This is a genomic window from Spirosoma oryzae (assembly GCF_003002825.1).
Taxonomy (GTDB): domain Bacteria; phylum Bacteroidota; class Bacteroidia; order Cytophagales; family Spirosomataceae; genus Spirosoma; species Spirosoma oryzae.
Genome location: NZ_PVTE01000017.1, coordinates 1 through 18115 on the forward strand (window position 1 = coordinate 1; position 18115 = coordinate 18115).

The following is an 18115-nucleotide window of genomic DNA, read 5'->3' on the forward strand; positions in this document are numbered from 1 at the left end:
CAGTCAGTGGTTGCCACTGAGAGGTCATGTTTTTGTTGCTTGGTCGCTACAAAGTTGACCTGACTACCAGCTTTTTAGATTCCCCAACACACTCTAAGGTTATGAAGGTAAGAACACAACAGATAACCGTTGCAGTAAGAAAAATTAGTATGCTAAAACGTTTCGCTTTCAATCCACTGTTAGTTAGTGTTTTGCTTCCTCAATATTTCACCTGTCGAGCTGTGCGACTTGTCAGCGAGAGCCCCCCGAACGAATATCGAGTCTATTAATTGGAGCGTTCCCTCTGTCGCAGAAAATCTAGAAATGGTGGCCCAGACCTGCCTAACCGGGGCGTTTCGATTGTCGCACGCAAACTGACTAACGAACCTAAATCACCCTGTCGCGAGATGTGCCCCTTGTCGCAGGTGACCCAGCCACTCCCTTTTTGCTTGTTTGCTCCACCCAACGACCACAGGGGTTGATGGATGATGACACCACTTCCCTGAACACAAATAGCTTTTCAACCTTTACACCCCTGTTTGGTTGGGCTGCCCCGCTTTCCTTCTGGGCCGTGCTCCCTGTCGACGGAAAGCTACCCCACGCCAAGCGGACAACAATCGATCCGCCGGTTTCCGCTGAGAACGAGCGCGAAGCGTTAGGCAATTTGTCGAGCCACAAGTGAACCAGTCAATATAACTCTTCAAGACATTGCACATCAAAGCTATATCAGACTGACTAAGTCGCTATTAAATTCATCGTTTGCTTTTACGAGATTTTCATAACGATATATTTCTGTATCAATAAATTTATCAAACCTTTGAGCTATATCAAGAACTTGAGAATTACACAAACTATAAAAATCGTTTGGTACTTCCTGGGTCAACTCAATCACTCTCATTTTTTGCTTTACTAAATCTCTACTGCCAGTATGATGATTAAAAACACTGACCTCTTCTTCTTTAGAAATAAATTTACACTTTTCTATATCTTCATTCTTTCTTAAAGTTTCGTCCAGTACGCGAAATAGTTCACGAGTAAAAGGTAGATGAATATATATTGAACGATATACTAATTGATTATTAATATTAACTTGTCTGTCAAAATATGAAATTTCTCTATTTTTTCCTCGATTCTTTTCTACATATGGCAAAGAAATACTTGTGACAAAAAATTGTATAAAAGATTTTACTAACGATTCATTATTTTCATTGTTTATTAACTGACGAAGCTCATAAAATAAGGGTAACAAGTAATATTTAGTGAAATTTTGATTATCCATTTCCTTGCATAAGGATAAGAAGTTTTCAACTTCACCAAATCTTCGCACATCGGTGAATTTAACAATAATCTTTTGGTAAACTTTTTCACTCTCTATTGAGTTTAAATTTCTTATGAATGCAGCAGCAAAATATTCTTGCAATGATCTATGAGCGAAAGACAATTCCCCGTTATCATCAACCCATAAGGCTACGGCTGACTTTAGGTCTTTAATAAAAAGATAGTTATCGAAGTCATAACCGCTCTTTTTCTGCTTAATCATTCTAAGTTTATCATTTGCATAATCACTGTCCCAACTAATCTTACCATCAAAATATGATAAGAAACAGAAAACTCTTAATATATTCTCAAACTTCTCTTGATTCAACCCGCTAAGCTTTTCCCGAACGAAACCTAATTTTGTCTTACTATCATGTTCTGAGAAGAGCGCATTTATAACTCTTCTGTAAAATATATATTTTTTATCTGGCACTTCAGCATTACTCTGAAAAGTGAGTATATATAGGGATAATAATAGAGGATTTTTTAAAAAGCTTTCAATAAATGGTGATGCATTATTTTTTATGGAATTTACTATTTTTATAGCTAGTTCTTTTTCCGAATGTAATTGCTTAAATATAAACCCTTCTATTTCTCCTCCGATAATAGTAAGCCCCTCGACTGAATAATTATGGAACAAGGGTAAATTCTCTATATCTGAATATGGTCTTGTTGTTAAAATGTAGGAGTTATTGTCGTATCTCTGAATAAAACTGTTCAAATTGTCAATAAGTCCAATTTTTATATCCGCATTAAGTTCATCGAAACCATCTAAAAAAAATATAAATTTTCCATGTTCTAAAAACCTTTCTAAAATTTTAACATTCTCAGTTAATTTATTTTCAAATATCTTCTCGTATATATAAGTTTCTAGTTTATTATTATAATCATTCAAATATCTTAATTCTACTAAAACTGGAATTCCTTTTTTTTCGTAGATAGCGTTTAAAAATAGATGCTTTGTAAGTGTACTTTTTCCGCTTCCAGCGTCCCCTACAATTGTTATATATTTATTTTTCTCTAAAAGTTTAGTGATACTCTTTGTTTCTATATGATTTATTTTATCAGTACTTAATTTTAAGTGATAATATATATTATATAAATACGTTGGCGTATTGCCTTTTAGAAGTGTTTTAATGTAGGAGTATTTATCCTTTTGCTTCTCTAAATATTTTTTAATTCCTATTTTTAGGAATTGTTTAGATTCATCACTTATTCCTTCAAGTATAGATTTAGATTCTTTCGCCAGCTCCCCAACAAATGAGCTAATAAGTGTTTCTAGTATTTTCTCTTCCATTCTCGGTTAAAGTTTATTATTCTGTAAATATATAGAAGACAAATAGAAAACTTGTTTTTCGTCTTTCCTAACCGGGGCGTTTCTCGTGTCGACCGCAACCCAAAAGGTACCCAACCCTGGCGTTCAACCTGTCAACCGTAACCCGCCTAACGAACCCAAACCTTGTTTGTCGGGACGTGTAAATTGTCGCACGAAGCCCACAAACACACCTTTTCTGCTTGTCTGGACCACCCAGCAACCACAGGGGCTGATGGATGAGCACATAAGATAACTGAACATGAGTAACTTGCAACCTTTACACCCCTGTTTGGTTGGGCTGCCCCGCTTTCCTGCGGGACGAGCGTCCTGTCGCCGGAACGGTGACAGGCGCGGAGCGAATTAACAACGTACCAAATCCGCTTTTCAGACTCGTACGAAGCCGAACCGGACGGTTTTTAGCCGAACGCGAAGCCCACCACTGGCCTTGTCGGGGCGGCTGGCTTGTCGCAGAGGACGTCGCAAACGCGCTTTTAGCTGACCTGACCGGGGCGTTTCTCGTGTCGACCGAAACCAAAAAAGCGACCCAACTCAGGCGTTTAACCTGTCAACCGGAAGCCCCACAACGAGCCAAACAGCCCGACTTTGGGACGTACTGACTGTCACACGAAAGACGGCAAACAAACTTTTTTATTTTTGTCTGGCGCACCCAACGACCACAGGGGCTGATGGATGAGGACGCAACTCCAAGCAACGAATGTGGTCTCAACCTTTACACCCCTGTTTGGTTGGGCTGCCCCGCTTTCCTGCGGGACGTGCTTCCTGTCGCCCGAGTGCTGCCAACATGGAAACGAACACAACGCGCTTGTCCTAATTAATGCTTGCCAGACTTAACGCCAGAAGTCAGCCAGGTCTTTGACAAAAAAACCGCCACTTTCTACGGCAACGTAGACCTTACCATTCTGCTCAGCAACCCCGTTTATCCCTAAACCCATTAAGCCCTTCAGGGATAGAGGGCGGAACGAATATGTTTTTACATCAAACTCCTCCAGCCTGCCATCATACGAAACTACAAGTCGATCTTTAATGGAGTAAACCTGTGCCCACCGCGATTGGAAAGTCGCTATCGGAGCCTGACGTTGCCACGTCGAGCCTTTGTCCGTGCTTTGATAAAGAAACAGTTTTGACTCCGCTTTTGAGTAAATAACGGCATATAGCATATCGCCACTCGAAAATACGTAGTTTACACTCCAATCCTTATTGGCCGTTAAATCATTAGCCGTTGCTTTATCGGTAATGCCCAATAGTTTATAATCAGAATGAATGAAGAATTTGTCACCAATACTGTAGGGGCGAATGACCGATAATTGCACTGAATCTGGCAGAATAATCTGGTAGCTTTTTCTGGCAGGGTCCCAGAGCGGTCGCCCTCGATTATCCAACTGAATTTGGTAAAGTGATTGAGGGAAATTGTTATCATTAGCCTCAATCAGCAGTTGTCCCTTATCGTTTATAGCCAGGGCATCGAAAATACCTGTATTTGCCGCAAACTGGGTACGTATTGAGTTTACCGCGCCAAGTTCTTTTAGAGATATGTAAAAAGGGATATCTGTAGTAGCGTACGGAATGCATTTAATCTGCGTATCTGATTGAATTATATACGCTACTCCCCGGTAATAAACGGGCCGTGTGTAAGCATCTTTATCAAAGCGGAATGATTGCGTTGCAGCCCCACTGGCAGGATACGTGTAGAGAGCCTTGGGAGTAGAAAAAATGAGTTGCTGTCCGTCGGCGTAAACGCTCTGTCCGAAATGCTCCTTTATTCCTAGCAGGCTATCGATGCGTACCCAGGCAGTAGCATTTTCCTCCGGTACTACCTGGGTATAGTTCGGATTTTTGGAGCAACTGAAAAATACCAGCGAAATCAGGGCAAGAAGCGTAATGATCCTGGCGAGAGTTGAAAGGTTTTTCATGGTGACTTATGAGCTTACCTAATTTTAACTACTATTTGCAAACTACTATCGGGCATGCTTCGCTGTTACGCTACACCTAACAACCGCAGGTGTTTATGAATGAGACCAAAACTACCCTGAACACGAGCAACTTCCAACCTTTACACCCTTTCTCGGTTGGACTGTAAACCTTCCTTGGGAATGAGCATCCTGTCGAGGAGAGCGGCCTGTCGGACGACACGCACCTAACTCGTTGGCTGTCCTGCTGAGGAGTGTGGCTTGTCGGCCGAAGCTGCTTAACGCACTTGAAAGCTGGCCTTGTCCCCAAGTGCGGAGTGTCGACCGAAGCGGGAAGCGAAAGAACGAGGCTGCCCTACGAGTCGTGCGGCCTGTCGCCCGAACGCTGGCAAACGAGCAACTGCTTTGACATTCCACCCAACGCCAACAGGGGCTGATGGTGTGCAAGCTACTCGACTGAACAAACGTACCTGAACCTTTACACCCCTGTTTGGTTGGGCTGAAAACGTTCCTCTGGGACGTGCGTCCTGTCGACGGAGAGCTACCCCACGCCGAGCGTATTAGGTTGCCCTTACCACTCTGCTTTGCCTAAAATCCTCTACCCTGTAAAACAAAATAGCGTTAAACAGCGTGAAACCGATTACGGACCAAAAACTATAGAATTGAGACAACCAAGTTGAGGCACCCCATGAATGGACAATCAAAACAAACAACAAAAACACCCTGGCATATTTATCAGGCAACCAGCGGCCTACCAAGCCGATGATAACCAGCCAAATAAAACAGATGACAAAGATGCCCGAAACGTGATGGGCCATCATGTAAGCACCGAAGGGATTACCTTCATTGGCTTTAGTTAAGTTACCCTGCCAATAATCATCTGACTGATGGGTGATGGTAATAATAATGTCAAATAAAGCCGCCCAATAAGCGGGCACGAACGATAACCAACTTTTACTCTTCATTCCTATATCAATGAATCGGGGGCGTTTCCTTTGTCAACCGGAACCCGGAAATGGAAGCCCAAAGTTGTCCATCAGGGGCGGCTCTTGTGTCGACCGAAGCTGACTAACGAGCCCAAAAGCTTACTTTCGGGACGTGCCCACTGTCGCACGAAACCCGGAAATGAACTCTCATTTTTGAACCCACACCCAACGCCAACGGGTGTTGATGATGGGCGCGAAACTCCACTGAACACGCGTCCCGCAACCTTTACATACCCGTTTGGTTGGGCTGAAAACCGTCCTCCAGGGGCGAGCTGCCTGTCGCTAGACAGCCGCCCACGCGGAGCGAACACACTACTATTATTCTAAAGCCCGAATTGATCTTTTATCCAAGAATCGGGTGCGTTTGGATTTAACGTCTGATTCATAAGATTCTCCGTGACTTTATTTTCGTCAAACGTGTACTGAGCATGAAGTTTCTCCACGTCTGCTATCAAGTCGGGATAATTAAGTTGATTGACTTTTGCCAACTCGCGAAGTATGACTTGTGAGAAGGCTTTGTTCATACTCAACTGATTGCTAACTCTGCCTAAAAGCGCAAACACTGCACCAAATTCTTTTTCCATATGGCTGATTTTCGGGGCGTTTACTTTGTCGCGGGAGACCCGCCTGACTCACTTTTCTTACCCAACCGGGGCGTTTGATCTGTCAGTCGCAACCCGGAAATGGAAGCCTAAACGTTGCTTAACGGGGCGTTCAAACTGTCACACGAAAACCGGAAATGAAAGCTCAAAGTCCGACCTCTGCGGCCTGTCCACTGTCGACCCAGACCCGGAAATGCAAGCACTGCTCAGACGACCACCCAACGACCATGAGGGCTGATGGTGGAGAACACGACATACCTGAACACAAACAGCGTCAACCTTACACCCTTTCTTGGTTAGACTGCAAACTGTCCTCCGGGGGCGAGCAACCTGTCGCCCGAAAAGCCCCCCACGCGGAGCGGACAAAAACGCACGGTCCGCTTTTTTAACACTGAGGGCGAAGCTAAACAAAGCCCTTCCATTTTTTGTACCCAGCCTTGTCAAGCCCGACTGTCGGGGCGTTTGGCTTGTCGACCGCAAGCCGCCCAACGAACAAAAACTTAACTTCTGCGGCCTGCAAGCTGTCAGCCGCGACCCGCAAAAGAAAGCCTAAACTTGCCTACGCAGGGCGGTCAACCTGTAGCCCAGAACTCGGAAATGAAAGAACGACTTGGCTGGTTCACCCAACGAATTGCGGGCAAAAAAGGACTGAAAATTCAATTACGGCCTACCAAAGCAAAAACCATTTTCCTTTTACTAGAATACAAAAATTTGCAAAAGAAAAATGTTTTTTTTGATAAAAAGAGTGGAGTAGTTCAACTTCGATTGAAATCCCGCATCTTGCAAAACCGATTTAGCTACAGGGCTTTATTCTCAGTATAATTTCGGTTTCTGGTTTCCAAAAATAATCATCAGAACAAATATAGGCTCTTAACCAAAGAGTATTTTCGATATTTCTTATGTAAAAACCTTTTGGAAAATTATCGTCCATAATCAATGGTTTGGAAAAAATAAGAATAGAATCTTGAGGATGTTGATTCTTAACTATTATTTCAGATGGCTTTTGTGATTGATAATAAAGTCTAATATACGGAGCAAACTCCAGTGGGCAAAAATCAAAATTATTTGATTTCATAGCCTTTTCAATTTCCCCAAAACTGCCTCCATTTTTAAGGCCTAAACTGCTCAATGTTAATTGAGCTATAGTAATTTTGTGTTCAGAGTTTTTATAATTAAAAGTAGGAAAATCAAAAATCAATTTTGCATAATCGTTAATTCTGATTTTCGACAAAGAAAGTTTGTTTAATAAATCTTCTTTGTCAAGATTTTGATTAATTATTTCTATTTCTTGCATTTAATTATATGCAATTTTGTTGGAACTTTGAAGCTAACGCCAACGGGTGTTGATGGTGATGGCACAAGTTAACACAAATAACCCAACTCCAACCTTTACACCCTCATTGGGTTGAGCTGCCGACTTTCCCCCGGGACGAGCATCCTGTCGACGGAGGGACGACGGGGTTCGTATCGAGTCGCGAACTGGTGGACGCGTTTCTACACGTGCTGATGAAACCGGAATAGGTTCTCGCTTTTGTTTTAAAGTTTGTAATTCCCGTTTCAGTAATTCTATCTCTACCTTGTTCTTGTTGGTAGTTGCTACGTTGATGACGAATGTGGCGATTCCGATTAACGCCCCCGAGGTAATTCCAACAATCTGAACCCATCTTAACAGGTTAGCTTTGAACTTTTCCCATCCCTCTTCCAGAAGGTCTTCTTTGAATAAAGCTAATTTGCCGTTAGGCCGACAATAAACCAAGTTATTTTGTGCGTCATGGTGGGCAAGTTCTTTCTGCTGAAGATAGTTAACAGCTCTGAGTACTTTAGGCTGCGGCTTTTTTATAAGTTTTGCTAATTCATCAACCGTAGGCCAATTCGTAACGCCCTGTTCATCCTTAGCGCTATCCCACGCTCTGGCTAAAATCGCGTGTTGAATTCTGTAAAGTTCTGGTACGTATAATCGCATTTTAAGTTTAACCTATAGGGGTGTTTCTCGTGTCGCCGGAAAGCTAGACTTGGAAGTCCGAAGCCTGACTTGTTGGAGCGTTTACTGGGTCAGCCGGAACCCACCGAACAAGCAAAAATTCTGACTGCTGCGGCCTGCAACTTGTCGACCGGAACCCACCCCCACAAGCACTACTTTTATGGAACACCCAACGACCCAGGGGGGTGATGGCGTGGTGACAACTTACTTGAACAAACGTACTCTGCACCTTTACACCCCCTGTCGGTTGGGCTGCGGGCGTTGACCTTGCGGACTGTCTCCTGTCACACGAGACCCGACTAACGCACTTACGTTACATACGTATCAATATCTACTTCCGCTTGGAGCATCTCTACGCTGTTGAGAAATGCCCGGTTAAAGTAAAGACCTGGCGTTCGCCCGTTCACAATGTCAATGACGATGTTAAACTTGGCCGACAAATGATTAACACTCATGAACTGACAAATAGCTTCTTCTGAACCGTTTAACTTATTCAAAAGAGCCTCATACACTTCTGCCAAATCTAATGATTCGGTCGGACCTACGGACAAATCCCAGTAGGTTTCCTTATAGGTCGTTCGCCTACCAACAATCGGTTGCCCTTTAATACCAGTCTCAGTCGGGTCAACCCCGACTAAGGTTGTCAGAGCTGTCAAGTCGAAGCTATCACCAAACACCGAAAGGTAGACTCTGATAGAAGTTTGACTCATGCTTTTGTAATCAGTAGCTAATGTGCCCAATCGGGGCGATTTCTGTGTCAGACGCTAGGTGGCAAACGCGCTATTTGGTCCGCATCAATCGGGGCGTTTCTCGTGTCGACTGAAACCAACCAACGAGCTAAAACCATTCTGTTACGGGACGTGCTACCTGTCGCACAAAACCCCGAAATGAAAGCACATTTTGGCAAAATCACCCAACGTATTATTGTACGCAAAACTGCGGAACTACAAGTTGTTGGTTAATAGCTATTTGTAGTTCCGCAGTTTTACTATAAATGCGTTCCCAGCTATAAGTCTTATCACAATTGTACATCAACCAATGACAATAAACCAAAGCGATTGATTATTCGGTAAAACCGATCTCAGTCGCTTTGGGACGATATGGCTGGCTACTTTGCCAACTGCTTGATCAGCGCGGTTTCGGCGGGGTCGAAGACGGAGCCGTCGGGGCGGAAGATGTCGTGGAACCATATGGGCGGCTCCTTGCCGTCGGGCATGGGGGCGTTCCAGGCGTAGATGGTATTGGTCTTGCCTTTTACCAGTCCCCAGTTGATCGCGCCGACTTTGTATTTCTTGAAAATGGGCAGGCTGCTCTGGAACGTGCTGTTGCGGGTGCGGGCCATGTACTCGGTGCAGATCAGCGGGCGGCCGAAGCGTTTTTGCAGGTCGATGATCTGCGCTTCCAGCTTGGGGGCTTCGTTGTAGTTGTGGAAGGTGATGATGTCCGACTGCGCAAACATCAGGTCGTTGGATAATTCGTGGTCGTTCCACCAGCCGGCGGTGATCGGCTGCGACGGGCGGACGGCCTGTGCCCAGGCAAACGTTTTGGTCAGCAGCGGCATCACGGCGTCGTTGTAGCCGCTGTTGGTGGGTTCGTTAAACAGGTCCCACACGAGCACGCGCTTGTCGTTGGCGAAGGCGGTCAGCACGCCTTTGGTATACTGCTCCAGTCCGGCCCAGGTGCGGGAATCGAACAGGCGTTTGGTGCCGGGGGCGCGTACCCAGCCCGAGTTGTGCTTGCCCGTCACAGGCGCGGGCTGCTTGCCCAACTGCGGGTCGTCGTTCCAGCAGGAGTCGAACAGCACGAACATGATCTTGATGTGGTGCTTGTCGGCGATTTGCAGAAACTGGTCGATGCGTTTTTTGAACCCTTCGGCGTCCTGTTCCCAGACCAGGTTGTGCAGAAACACGCGCATGACGTTCATGCCGATGCCTTCCGCGTAGCCCAGTTCCTTATCGATGGTCGCGGGGTCGAAGGTGTCGGCCTGCCACATCTCCAGCTGATTGATGGCCGTGCTGGGAATGAAATTAGCCCCAACCAGAAACGGCTGGGTTTTGTACCAGGTGTTGGCCTGCTGGGCCGTCCATCGCTGCGCGTTGGCCGTCAGCACCGACAGGGTCAGCAGGAGGGAAAGGAGGGGGATGCGCATGAGTTTGGGGTTTACGGTATTCAGTACACGGTTTTCGGTTTACAGTATACGGTTTTCGGTGGGAACGTGGGTGCTGGCAGGATACTCAGTGTTGTGTTGACTGCTGCAAACTGAAAACGGTGAAGACACAAACCTTGGAACGATAGATCAGCGACTGCCAGGTTGCCGCGCCACAGTGGTCACCGTGTGACGGCCATCGTAAACTGAATACTGAATACCGAAAACCATACACCGTATACCCCCTAAAGCCGCCTATCCTAAAAATATCACCATCCACCGGGGTAAAGCTGTTAACTTGCGGGCATGAAATTGTATCTGGTGCCGACACCCATCGGGAATCTGGACGATATTACCCTGCGGGCGGTGAGTGTGCTGAAATCGGTCGACGTGATTCTGGCCGAAGACACCCGAACGTCGGGGGTGCTGCTGAAACACCTCGCCATCAGCAAGCCGTTGCAGAGCTATCATATTTTCAACGAACACCAGACCGTACAGCGGCTGATCGAGCAGATGAAGGCGGGTAAAACCTTTGCCCTGATCTCCGATGCCGGTACGCCCGGTATTTCCGACCCCGGCTTTCTGCTGGTGCGGGCCTGCGTGCAGCACGATGTCACGGTCGAATGTCTGCCCGGCGCGACGGCCTTCGTTCCCGCACTGGTCAACTCGGGTTTGCCGACGGATCGGTTTACCTTCGAGGGCTTTCTGCCCCACAAGAAAGGACGGCAGACGCGGCTGGCCGAACTCGCCGACGAGGAGCGGACGATGGTGTTTTACGAGTCGCCCCACCGGCTGCTGAAAACGCTGGGGCAGTTTGCCGAGTTGTTCGGCGCTGACCGACCGGCGAGTGTGTCGCGCGAGCTGACGAAGCTGTACGAGGAAAACCGGCGCGGGCCGTTGTCGGAACTAATTGCTTATTTTGGCGAAAAAACAATCAAAGGTGAGCTGGTTATCTGTGTGCAGGGGAAAGAGCCCGAGAAAAACAAAGGGCGTCGGAATAAGTATGCCGACGAAACCGATGAGGAAGCCGATGACTAGCGCCGGTCGACTGCTCGTTCTGCTGATCGGGCTGCTGAGTGCGTCGCTGACCCACGCGCAGACCCTGTCGCCGAATGCCCGGATCAGCCTGTTGACGGCCGGGTCGGGGGAGGAACTGTACTCGGTATTTGGCCATACTGCCATCCGCGTCTATGACCCGGCGCTCAACCTCGACCGGACCTACGGCTGGGGTGGTTTCCGCTTTACGGAAGACAATTTCTACGTGAAATTCCTGCGCGGTACGCTGCCCTACTACATCGACGCTTACGATATGTACCTGTTCATGTACGCCTACCAGCAGGAGAACAGGACGGTGCGGGAGCAGGTGCTGAACCTCTCGGCCACGCAGCGGCAGCGGGTCTATCAGGTGTTGGAAACCAATATGCTGCCCGAAAACCGGACGTATCAGTACAAGTTTTTCTACGACAACTGTGCGACCCGGCCGCGCGATAAGCTGGTGGAAGCCTGTGGCGACAGCCTGCTGATTCCGTCGGCACCGGTTATGACCGGGAAGTCGTACCGCGACTGGATGAACGATTACCTGGGCGACAAGCCGTGGGCCAAGCTGGGGATGAACATGGCGATCGGGCATCCAGCCGACGAACAGACCGACGGCTGGCACGCGATGTACCTGCCCAATAACGTTCACGACCAGCTGGCCCGCGCCACGATCCGGCAACCCAACGGGGCCATGCAGCCGTTCGTCAGCAGCGACAATGCCTTGTTTCAGGCGTCCACGACCTTCCGGCAGCAGGTGCCCATCATCTTCGACCCGACGGTCGTCTTTGCCGTGCTGGGGCTGGTGATTGTCTTTGCCACCATCCGGCAGTACCAGCGGGGCCACATCAGCCGGCGGCTCGACCTGTGGCTGTTTGGCGTGGTCGGCTTCTGGGGCTGGTTCTTACTCTTGCTCTGGGTCGGTACCGATCACGGCGTCACGGCCTGGAACCCGACGCTGCTTTATCTGGCACCGTACCACTTGCCGCTGATCTTCTGGGCCACCAACCGGAACAGTACGAGTGGTCGCCGGTCGCTGTACTTCGGCATCACGGCGCTGTTGATCGTCGCGGGGATGCTGCTCTCGAAAGTACCCGGTGGTGTCGACGTGTTGTTCCCGATCACCCTGCTGGTCCGCTGCATCGCGAATCTCCGCTCCCCCAGCCGGGAGGTTGTCCGGGCTATGTAGCCCAGACGTCCACGTCTGGTGGACGCGGCAGCTTTTTAGGTCGCTGTCGCGTCCGTCTACACCTGGAAGGTATGGAAGACAATGTGTAGCCAGTAAGTGTAGCCTGGACCGGACCTGGACCCGCGCCGGCGACCACCGCGTGGCCGCCGGCGCGGGTCCAGGTCCGGGTGGCCGTCAGGCCAACTGTTTACGGCGGGAGCTGTCAGGTCGCTTTGCGCCCACCAGACCTGGAGGTCTGGGCTACATACCACTAGCCTACATCAAACTCTGAACATTAACTGATTAACTATGGGTCGATTACTACCGGCACTGGCGCTGTTTGGTTTGGTCTTTTTCGTGTTTGCCTACAACTCGGGCTACGGCTACGATGCCACGGAATACCTGTTCGTCGCCCGGTCACTGAGTCACGACGGGGCGCTATACGACTTTATCCCGTCGAAATCGTACCTGATCTATGCCTCGACGCACGTGCTGCTGACGCTGTTGGGTGGCTACAATCACGTCAGTATCTCGCTGCTGATTACGCTGCTGGCAATGGGTGTAACTACTGCGGGCTACTGGGCGGCCCGGCCGTTTGGGCAGCGGGCTGCAACCATCAGCGCGGGACTGATCGCGCTGACCTGCTTCTTCACCGAGATGAACTACCTGGAGCCCGAAAGCTGGATCGCTCTGACGGGCCTGCTGGCTTTCGGGCTGGCGATTCGGAACGATGGACGCGACAACTGGCGGTGGCTGGGGGCGGGGGTGCTGCTGGGTATCGGCATGTGTTTCAAGAGCGTCGCGGCTTTCTACATGGTCGGTTTTGCGGGCTATCTCGCGCTGCTGTGGCTGACGGGCCACCAAACGTTCGGCCGGATGGTCGGGCGGGGACTTCTGACGCTGCTTGGGTTTCTGCTGCCGCTCGGCCTGTCGGCGACGTATTTCTACGCCACCGGTCGACTGAATCCGCACGTCGAATGGACGTATATCTATCCGTTCGGGGGCTATCCGTCGCATACCTTATTTCTGGTGAAGTTTCTGGTGAAGCTGAGCTGGCTGCTGGCGCTACTGGCTCTGTCGCTGGTGCTGGTCTGGCTACCACCGTACCGCCGTCAGTACGCCCGGACACCGGCTTTGTGGCTGGCGCTGCTGCTGGCGGTGTTTGCCTGCGTGTCGCTGCTGAAGACGCAGGCCAGCCATTATTTCTTCCCGGCGGCCGTCTTTTTCAACCTGCACCTGGGTTTTCTGGCCGATCGTTTGCTGACGAATCAGTCGTGGTCGGTGAGCCGGTTGCCGCGCACGGCGCTGGTTGGGGCGGTGGGGCTGGCAGTCGTGGCGGTGGTTGCGCTGTGGCTGTACCGGCCCGATGCGGTTCGTCGGTTTACGCGGTTAGCCGATTACGGGGGCGAGGTACATCAGGCGAACTTTATTCGGCAGCAGGTCGGTCCGACGGGCCACGTACTGATTTTCGACAACGCCATGATGCTGTATTTTCTGTCCGACGTTGCGCCGAACGTGCCGTTCATCAATACCGAAATGCAGACGACGCATTATATCGATCAGCACCCGGATGCCTACGGGCGTGCCCTGGCCGATACCAATCTGAAAATGATCGTTATCGACAACCGATCCTGTGTTATCGACGACAGTACCGCCACGAACAAGCCGGCCAATGCCTATGCGTTGCGGCAGCTTCGCGCCAGTCTCAACCGTTACTTTCAGCCCGGCACCGATTCGACCTTCGGCATGCACTATTGGGTTCGCAAATGATTAGGTCGTCCTGTTATCTTTGTCCAGCTATCGCGTAATCACTCCCTATGCTTCTTTCTGTACTGATTCCAGCGTACAACGAACTGAAATCGATCGACGTTATTATCGAAAAAATACAGGCAGTACCGCTTGACAAGGAAATCATCATCGTCGACGACGGCTCGACGGACGGTACCCGCGAACGGCTGGCAACGTACAGTGCCGTGCCCAATGTCCGGGTCATTCACCACCCGCACAATCAGGGGAAGGGCGCGGCTATCCGAACGGCCATTCAGCACATTCGGGGCGACATTGCCATCGTGCAGGATGCCGATCTGGAATACGAACCGCAGGATTACATCAAACTGGTGGAGCCGATCGTGGCTGGTCGGGAGAAAGTTATCTACGGCTCCCGCTTCCTGAAGCCGGAAAACCGCCATTCGTACTTCAGCTTCTACATCGGTGGGCAGCTCGTCACCTGGATCACGAACCTGCTCTACAATCAGCGTCTGACCGACGAGCCAACCTGCTATAAGGTGTTCGATGCGCAGTTTCTGCAATCAATTCCCCTCGACTGCACGGGTTTTGAGTTTTGCCCCGAGGTGACGGCGAAAGTAGCCAAGCGAGGCATCCGCATCCACGAACTGCCCATCAATTACTACCCCCGTTCGCTCCAGGAAGGCAAGAAAATCTCCTGGTTCGATGGTATCGAAGCCATCTGGGTGCTGCTGAAGTATCGGTTTGTGAATTGAAAAACGGGTTTACGGTTTACGGTAGGCTGCGAAGATGCGGAACCATACCCTCGCCGTAAACTGTAAACCGTATACTGAAAACCGTTATTTCAACACCGCCAGAAATCCCTTTGGAATGGGTGCATCGAAGCGCATGGCTGCTTTCGTGATGGGGTGCTCGAAGGCAAGTACTTCCGCGTGCAGCCCCAGTCGCCCGATGGGATCGGTTTTGGCACCGTACTTGGCGTCGCCCGCGATGGGGTGCTTGAGGTCCTGCATGTGTACCCGAATCTGGTTTTTGCGGCCCGTTTCCAGTTCGAGTTCGAGCAGCGCGTAGCCATTGGCTTCCTTCACCGTTTTGTAGTTGGTAATGGCCAACTGCCCGTTCTCCGGGTTCTGACTGGAGTACACGATCAGGGCCTTACTTTCCCGCAGGTACGATTCGATTTTGCCCTGTTCCGGCGACGGAACGCCCTCAACCAGCGCTACATAGGTACGCTGCCGGATGGTTTCATTCCAGGTTTCCTGCATCAGCCGCTGCACGCGCTCACTACGGGCAAACATCATAACGCCCGACGTCTCGCGGTCGAGCCGGTGGATGATGAAGATGCGGTTTTTCGGGTTTTCCTGCTTGACGTAGCTGCTCAGAATGCTGTAGGCCGTATGGTCGCGCTGCTTCTCGGTCGCCATCGACAGAATGCCCGACTGCTTGTTGATGACGATCAGGTGCTGATCTTCGTACAGAATCGTCAGGCCACGAAACTGCGCCGTGCGGGGTGCCCGGGTAGCCGCAATCGTTACCGTCTGACCGGGACGGAGGGGCTGGTTGAACTGCGTATATACCCGCCCGTCGATTTTGACCTGCTGGTTGCTGAGCAGTGATTTGATGTTGTTGCGATTCTTATGGGGCAGGCTGCTGATGAGAAACTGCATCAGTTCGGCTGGCTCCTGAACGGTCAGGTGCTGATCGACGCGATGCCCACGCGGGCGGTGTTCCCGCTCCGGCTTCTCCGGTAGATTCTCGTCGTCCAGGTTATCGTCTTCGTCGTAATAGGTATCCTCCATACGGCAAAGGTACGGTATAGTTCGTGGTTTATGTTTTTAAACACAGAGATACGGAGTATGCCACAGCGCAAACAGAGGAATGGTAGTATCGTCTCGGTGTACTCTGTGGGACGCTCCGTATCTCCGTGTTTAAAACCCGGCTTATTTCCCCAGCCACTCCTTAAACTCCGTCATGCGGTCGCCACTGACGAATACGTCGTGACGGGGGCGGGGGAGGAGGTCGAGTTTGAGTTTGCCGGCTGAATACGAATGGATGGTCTGAATGGCAGACAGCGACACCAGATACTGCCGGTTGACCCGGAAGAACTGCCGGGGATTGAGCAGTTGAACCAGCTTGTCGAGGCTGTAATCGACGGGTAGGTTCATGCCGTCTTTCGTAGACAGGAACACAACCCGTTCTTCCAGAAAGAAATAAGCGATATCGGGTGTTTCGATGCTGCGAATTTTCGTGCCGACCGAAATCATAAACCGGTCCTTATACTCGACAGGCTGCGATTTGCCGAGCAGGCTCAGCAGCGTTTCCAGGTCTGGCGCGGTTGGGGCCGACTGCCCGAACTGCTGTTTCAGAGCTTTGAATTTATTGATGGCGGCTGCCAGCTCGTCGAAATTGATGGGCTTGAGCAGGTAATCGATGCTGTTAACCTTGAACGCCTGAATCATGTATTCGTCGTAGGCGGTCGTGAAGATAACGGGGGTCCTCAACTGCGTCTGTTCGATAATGCGGAACCCAAGGTCATCTTCGAGGTGAATGTCCATGAAGACCAGGTCGAGCGGGTCGTGGGGCGCCCGTAGCCAGGCAACGGCTTCGGCTACCGACGGAATCCGGGCCAGCACGTGAATCGATGGGTCGTACTTGCGCAGCAGGGTTTCGAGTCGGTTGGCGGTTAGGTTCTCGTCTTCAATAATCAGTACGTTCATAGGCGTAACGGTGGGGTAAGCTAGGCCAGCAGGGGAATCTTGACGACAAAATTGCCGCTGCTTTCACCCACCCAAACCGGGTGTTTGGTAAGCAAAGCGTAACGGGTAACGATATTTTGCAGCCCGACGCCCGTAGAGTGTTCTACCTGCGGGCGGGGTTGCAGGTTATTTTGAATAACCAGGCATTCGCCCTCCAGACCGATGCGGATGGTTAGCGGCTCGCGGGTCGACATGCGGTTGTGTTTGACGGCATTCTCGACCAGCAGTTGCAGCGTCAGCGGGGCAATGCTGTAGCGGGTCTGATCGCTTTCCGGCACGTCGATCACCACGTCGAATTTATTTTCGAAGCGGATGTTCAGCAGGAAGCGATACGCCTGGATGAAGTCGAGTTCGGTTTTGAGCAGCACGCGTTCGTTGTCTTTCTGTTCCAGCAGGTACCGGTACGCCCGCGACAACTGATCGATAAACCGCTCCGACAGGTCGGCGTCGGCGTGTACCAGCGACGAGAGGATGCTCAGGCTGTTGAACAGAAAATGCGGGTTGACCTGGCTTTTCAGGGCCGCAAACTGCGCCGTCACGTTTTCCTTCTCCAGCCGTTCGGCCTTCACCTCTACGTCTTCCAGTCGGCGGTAGGCGCGTCGGTTGGCTGCCAGGTAAAAAGCCGACAGCATGGCCATGACTGTCAGGGCGTTGTTGGCCCGTCGGCGCTGATCCCGACTTTCCTGGCGGGTGCGCTCTTCGGGGGGCGTCAGCGTCCGCTTGGGCTGCGTCCGGTAGGTAACGATATGGGATTCGAGGTAGCCGTCGAGGGTGTGCCAGACGATGGAGAAGCCGAAATTGAAGGCGACGGCCATCATGCTGGCAATGGCCACCGTTGCCAGCTGAGCCGGTATTTTGAATTCGATCAGGAAGCCCTCTCCGAACCAGACGGAGAAATACCGTCGGTGAATCCATTCCGAAATGCCGATCCAGACGAAGAAGAGCAGCACGAACAGCACAAACTCCATGACGAAAAAGGGCAGGCGCGTCAGTTTGAGCGCCCAGGCCGGGTTCGACAGGTTGATGTACAGCCGCAGTGGCCAGTATACGGCAAACACGCTGAGGGCGAGTTGCCAGCGCTGCTTACGGGTTAGCTGATACGACGGACGGGTCTTCTGGTTCACAATCAAAGCTAATCGACCGTCGGCTGGAACAA

Annotated in this window: 15 protein-coding genes; 4 read left to right on the forward strand and 11 right to left on the reverse strand. The window is 50.4% G+C overall.

Going from position 1 to position 18115, the window contains the following annotated elements:
* Positions 1 to 700 precede the first annotated feature (700 nt).
* The 8 genes from CLV58_RS18620 to CLV58_RS18655 form a co-directional block, all read right to left on the reverse strand.
* On the reverse strand, positions 701 to 2593 hold the full coding sequence (locus tag CLV58_RS18620; RefSeq protein ID WP_106139336.1) for an NACHT domain-containing protein: 1893 nt from the start codon (positions 2591 to 2593) through the stop codon (positions 701 to 703).
* An 866-nt stretch (positions 2594 to 3459) separates the two neighbouring features.
* On the reverse strand, positions 3460 to 4542 hold the full coding sequence (locus CLV58_RS18625) for a hypothetical protein (RefSeq protein WP_106139337.1): 1083 nt from the start codon (positions 4540 to 4542) through the stop codon (positions 3460 to 3462).
* A 557-nt stretch (positions 4543 to 5099) separates the two neighbouring features.
* Complete coding sequence (locus tag CLV58_RS18630; RefSeq protein WP_106139338.1) at positions 5100 to 5504, reverse strand: hypothetical protein; 405 nt, start codon at positions 5502 to 5504, stop codon at positions 5100 to 5102.
* Between the two features lie 344 nt (positions 5505 to 5848).
* Positions 5849 to 6109 carry a hypothetical protein gene (locus CLV58_RS18635; RefSeq protein ID WP_106139339.1) on the reverse strand — a complete coding sequence of 87 codons (261 nt, stop codon included), beginning with the start codon at positions 6107 to 6109 and terminating at the stop codon, positions 5849 to 5851.
* Positions 6110 to 6920: 811 nt separating this feature from the next.
* Positions 6921 to 7421, reverse strand: coding sequence for a hypothetical protein (locus tag CLV58_RS18640; protein ID WP_106139340.1), 501 nt, complete (start codon positions 7419 to 7421; stop codon positions 6921 to 6923).
* A gap of 33 nt (positions 7422 to 7454) precedes the next feature.
* The gene (locus tag CLV58_RS18645; protein ID WP_106139341.1) at positions 7455 to 8090 is read right to left on the reverse strand and encodes a hypothetical protein; all 636 of its coding nucleotides are present in this window, start codon (positions 8088 to 8090) and stop codon (positions 7455 to 7457) included.
* 326 nt (positions 8091 to 8416) lie between these two features.
* Entirely contained in the window at positions 8417 to 8818 is a 402-nt protein-coding gene (locus CLV58_RS18650) for a DUF4279 domain-containing protein (RefSeq protein WP_106139342.1), read from the reverse strand.
* A gap of 398 nt (positions 8819 to 9216) precedes the next feature.
* Complete coding sequence (locus CLV58_RS18655; RefSeq protein ID WP_146141472.1) at positions 9217 to 10257, reverse strand: glycoside hydrolase family 2 TIM barrel-domain containing protein; 1041 nt, start codon at positions 10255 to 10257, stop codon at positions 9217 to 9219.
* Between the two features lie 303 nt (positions 10258 to 10560).
* On the opposite strand from CLV58_RS18655, the gene rsmI reads away from it, so the two are divergent.
* From rsmI to CLV58_RS18675, 4 genes are all read left to right on the forward strand, one after another.
* The gene (gene rsmI / locus CLV58_RS18660) at positions 10561 to 11292 is read left to right on the forward strand and encodes a 16S rRNA (cytidine(1402)-2'-O)-methyltransferase (RefSeq protein ID WP_106139343.1); all 732 of its coding nucleotides are present in this window, start codon (positions 10561 to 10563) and stop codon (positions 11290 to 11292) included.
* Positions 11285 to 12478, forward strand: coding sequence for a lipoprotein N-acyltransferase Lnb domain-containing protein (locus tag CLV58_RS18665; protein ID WP_245882378.1), 1194 nt, complete (start codon positions 11285 to 11287; stop codon positions 12476 to 12478). The genes rsmI and CLV58_RS18665 overlap by 8 nt, the downstream gene beginning before the upstream one ends.
* A gap of 288 nt (positions 12479 to 12766) precedes the next feature.
* Positions 12767 to 14227 carry an ArnT family glycosyltransferase gene (locus CLV58_RS18670; protein WP_106139345.1) on the forward strand — a complete coding sequence of 487 codons (1461 nt, stop codon included), beginning with the start codon at positions 12767 to 12769 and terminating at the stop codon, positions 14225 to 14227.
* 47 nt (positions 14228 to 14274) lie between these two features.
* The gene (locus CLV58_RS18675) at positions 14275 to 14958 is read left to right on the forward strand and encodes a glycosyltransferase family 2 protein (protein ID WP_106139346.1); all 684 of its coding nucleotides are present in this window, start codon (positions 14275 to 14277) and stop codon (positions 14956 to 14958) included.
* Positions 14959 to 15042: 84 nt separating this feature from the next.
* Here CLV58_RS18675 and CLV58_RS18680 read toward each other — a convergent pair whose 3' ends face one another.
* The 3 genes from CLV58_RS18680 to CLV58_RS18690 form a co-directional block, all read right to left on the reverse strand.
* Positions 15043 to 16002, reverse strand: coding sequence for an RluA family pseudouridine synthase (locus CLV58_RS18680; protein WP_106139347.1), 960 nt, complete (start codon positions 16000 to 16002; stop codon positions 15043 to 15045).
* 141 nt (positions 16003 to 16143) lie between these two features.
* Complete coding sequence (locus CLV58_RS18685) at positions 16144 to 16920, reverse strand: LytR/AlgR family response regulator transcription factor (RefSeq protein ID WP_106139348.1); 777 nt, start codon at positions 16918 to 16920, stop codon at positions 16144 to 16146.
* 20 nt (positions 16921 to 16940) lie between these two features.
* The gene (locus CLV58_RS18690) at positions 16941 to 18083 is read right to left on the reverse strand and encodes a sensor histidine kinase (RefSeq protein WP_106139423.1); all 1143 of its coding nucleotides are present in this window, start codon (positions 18081 to 18083) and stop codon (positions 16941 to 16943) included.
* Between the last annotated feature and the right edge of the window lie 32 nt (positions 18084 to 18115).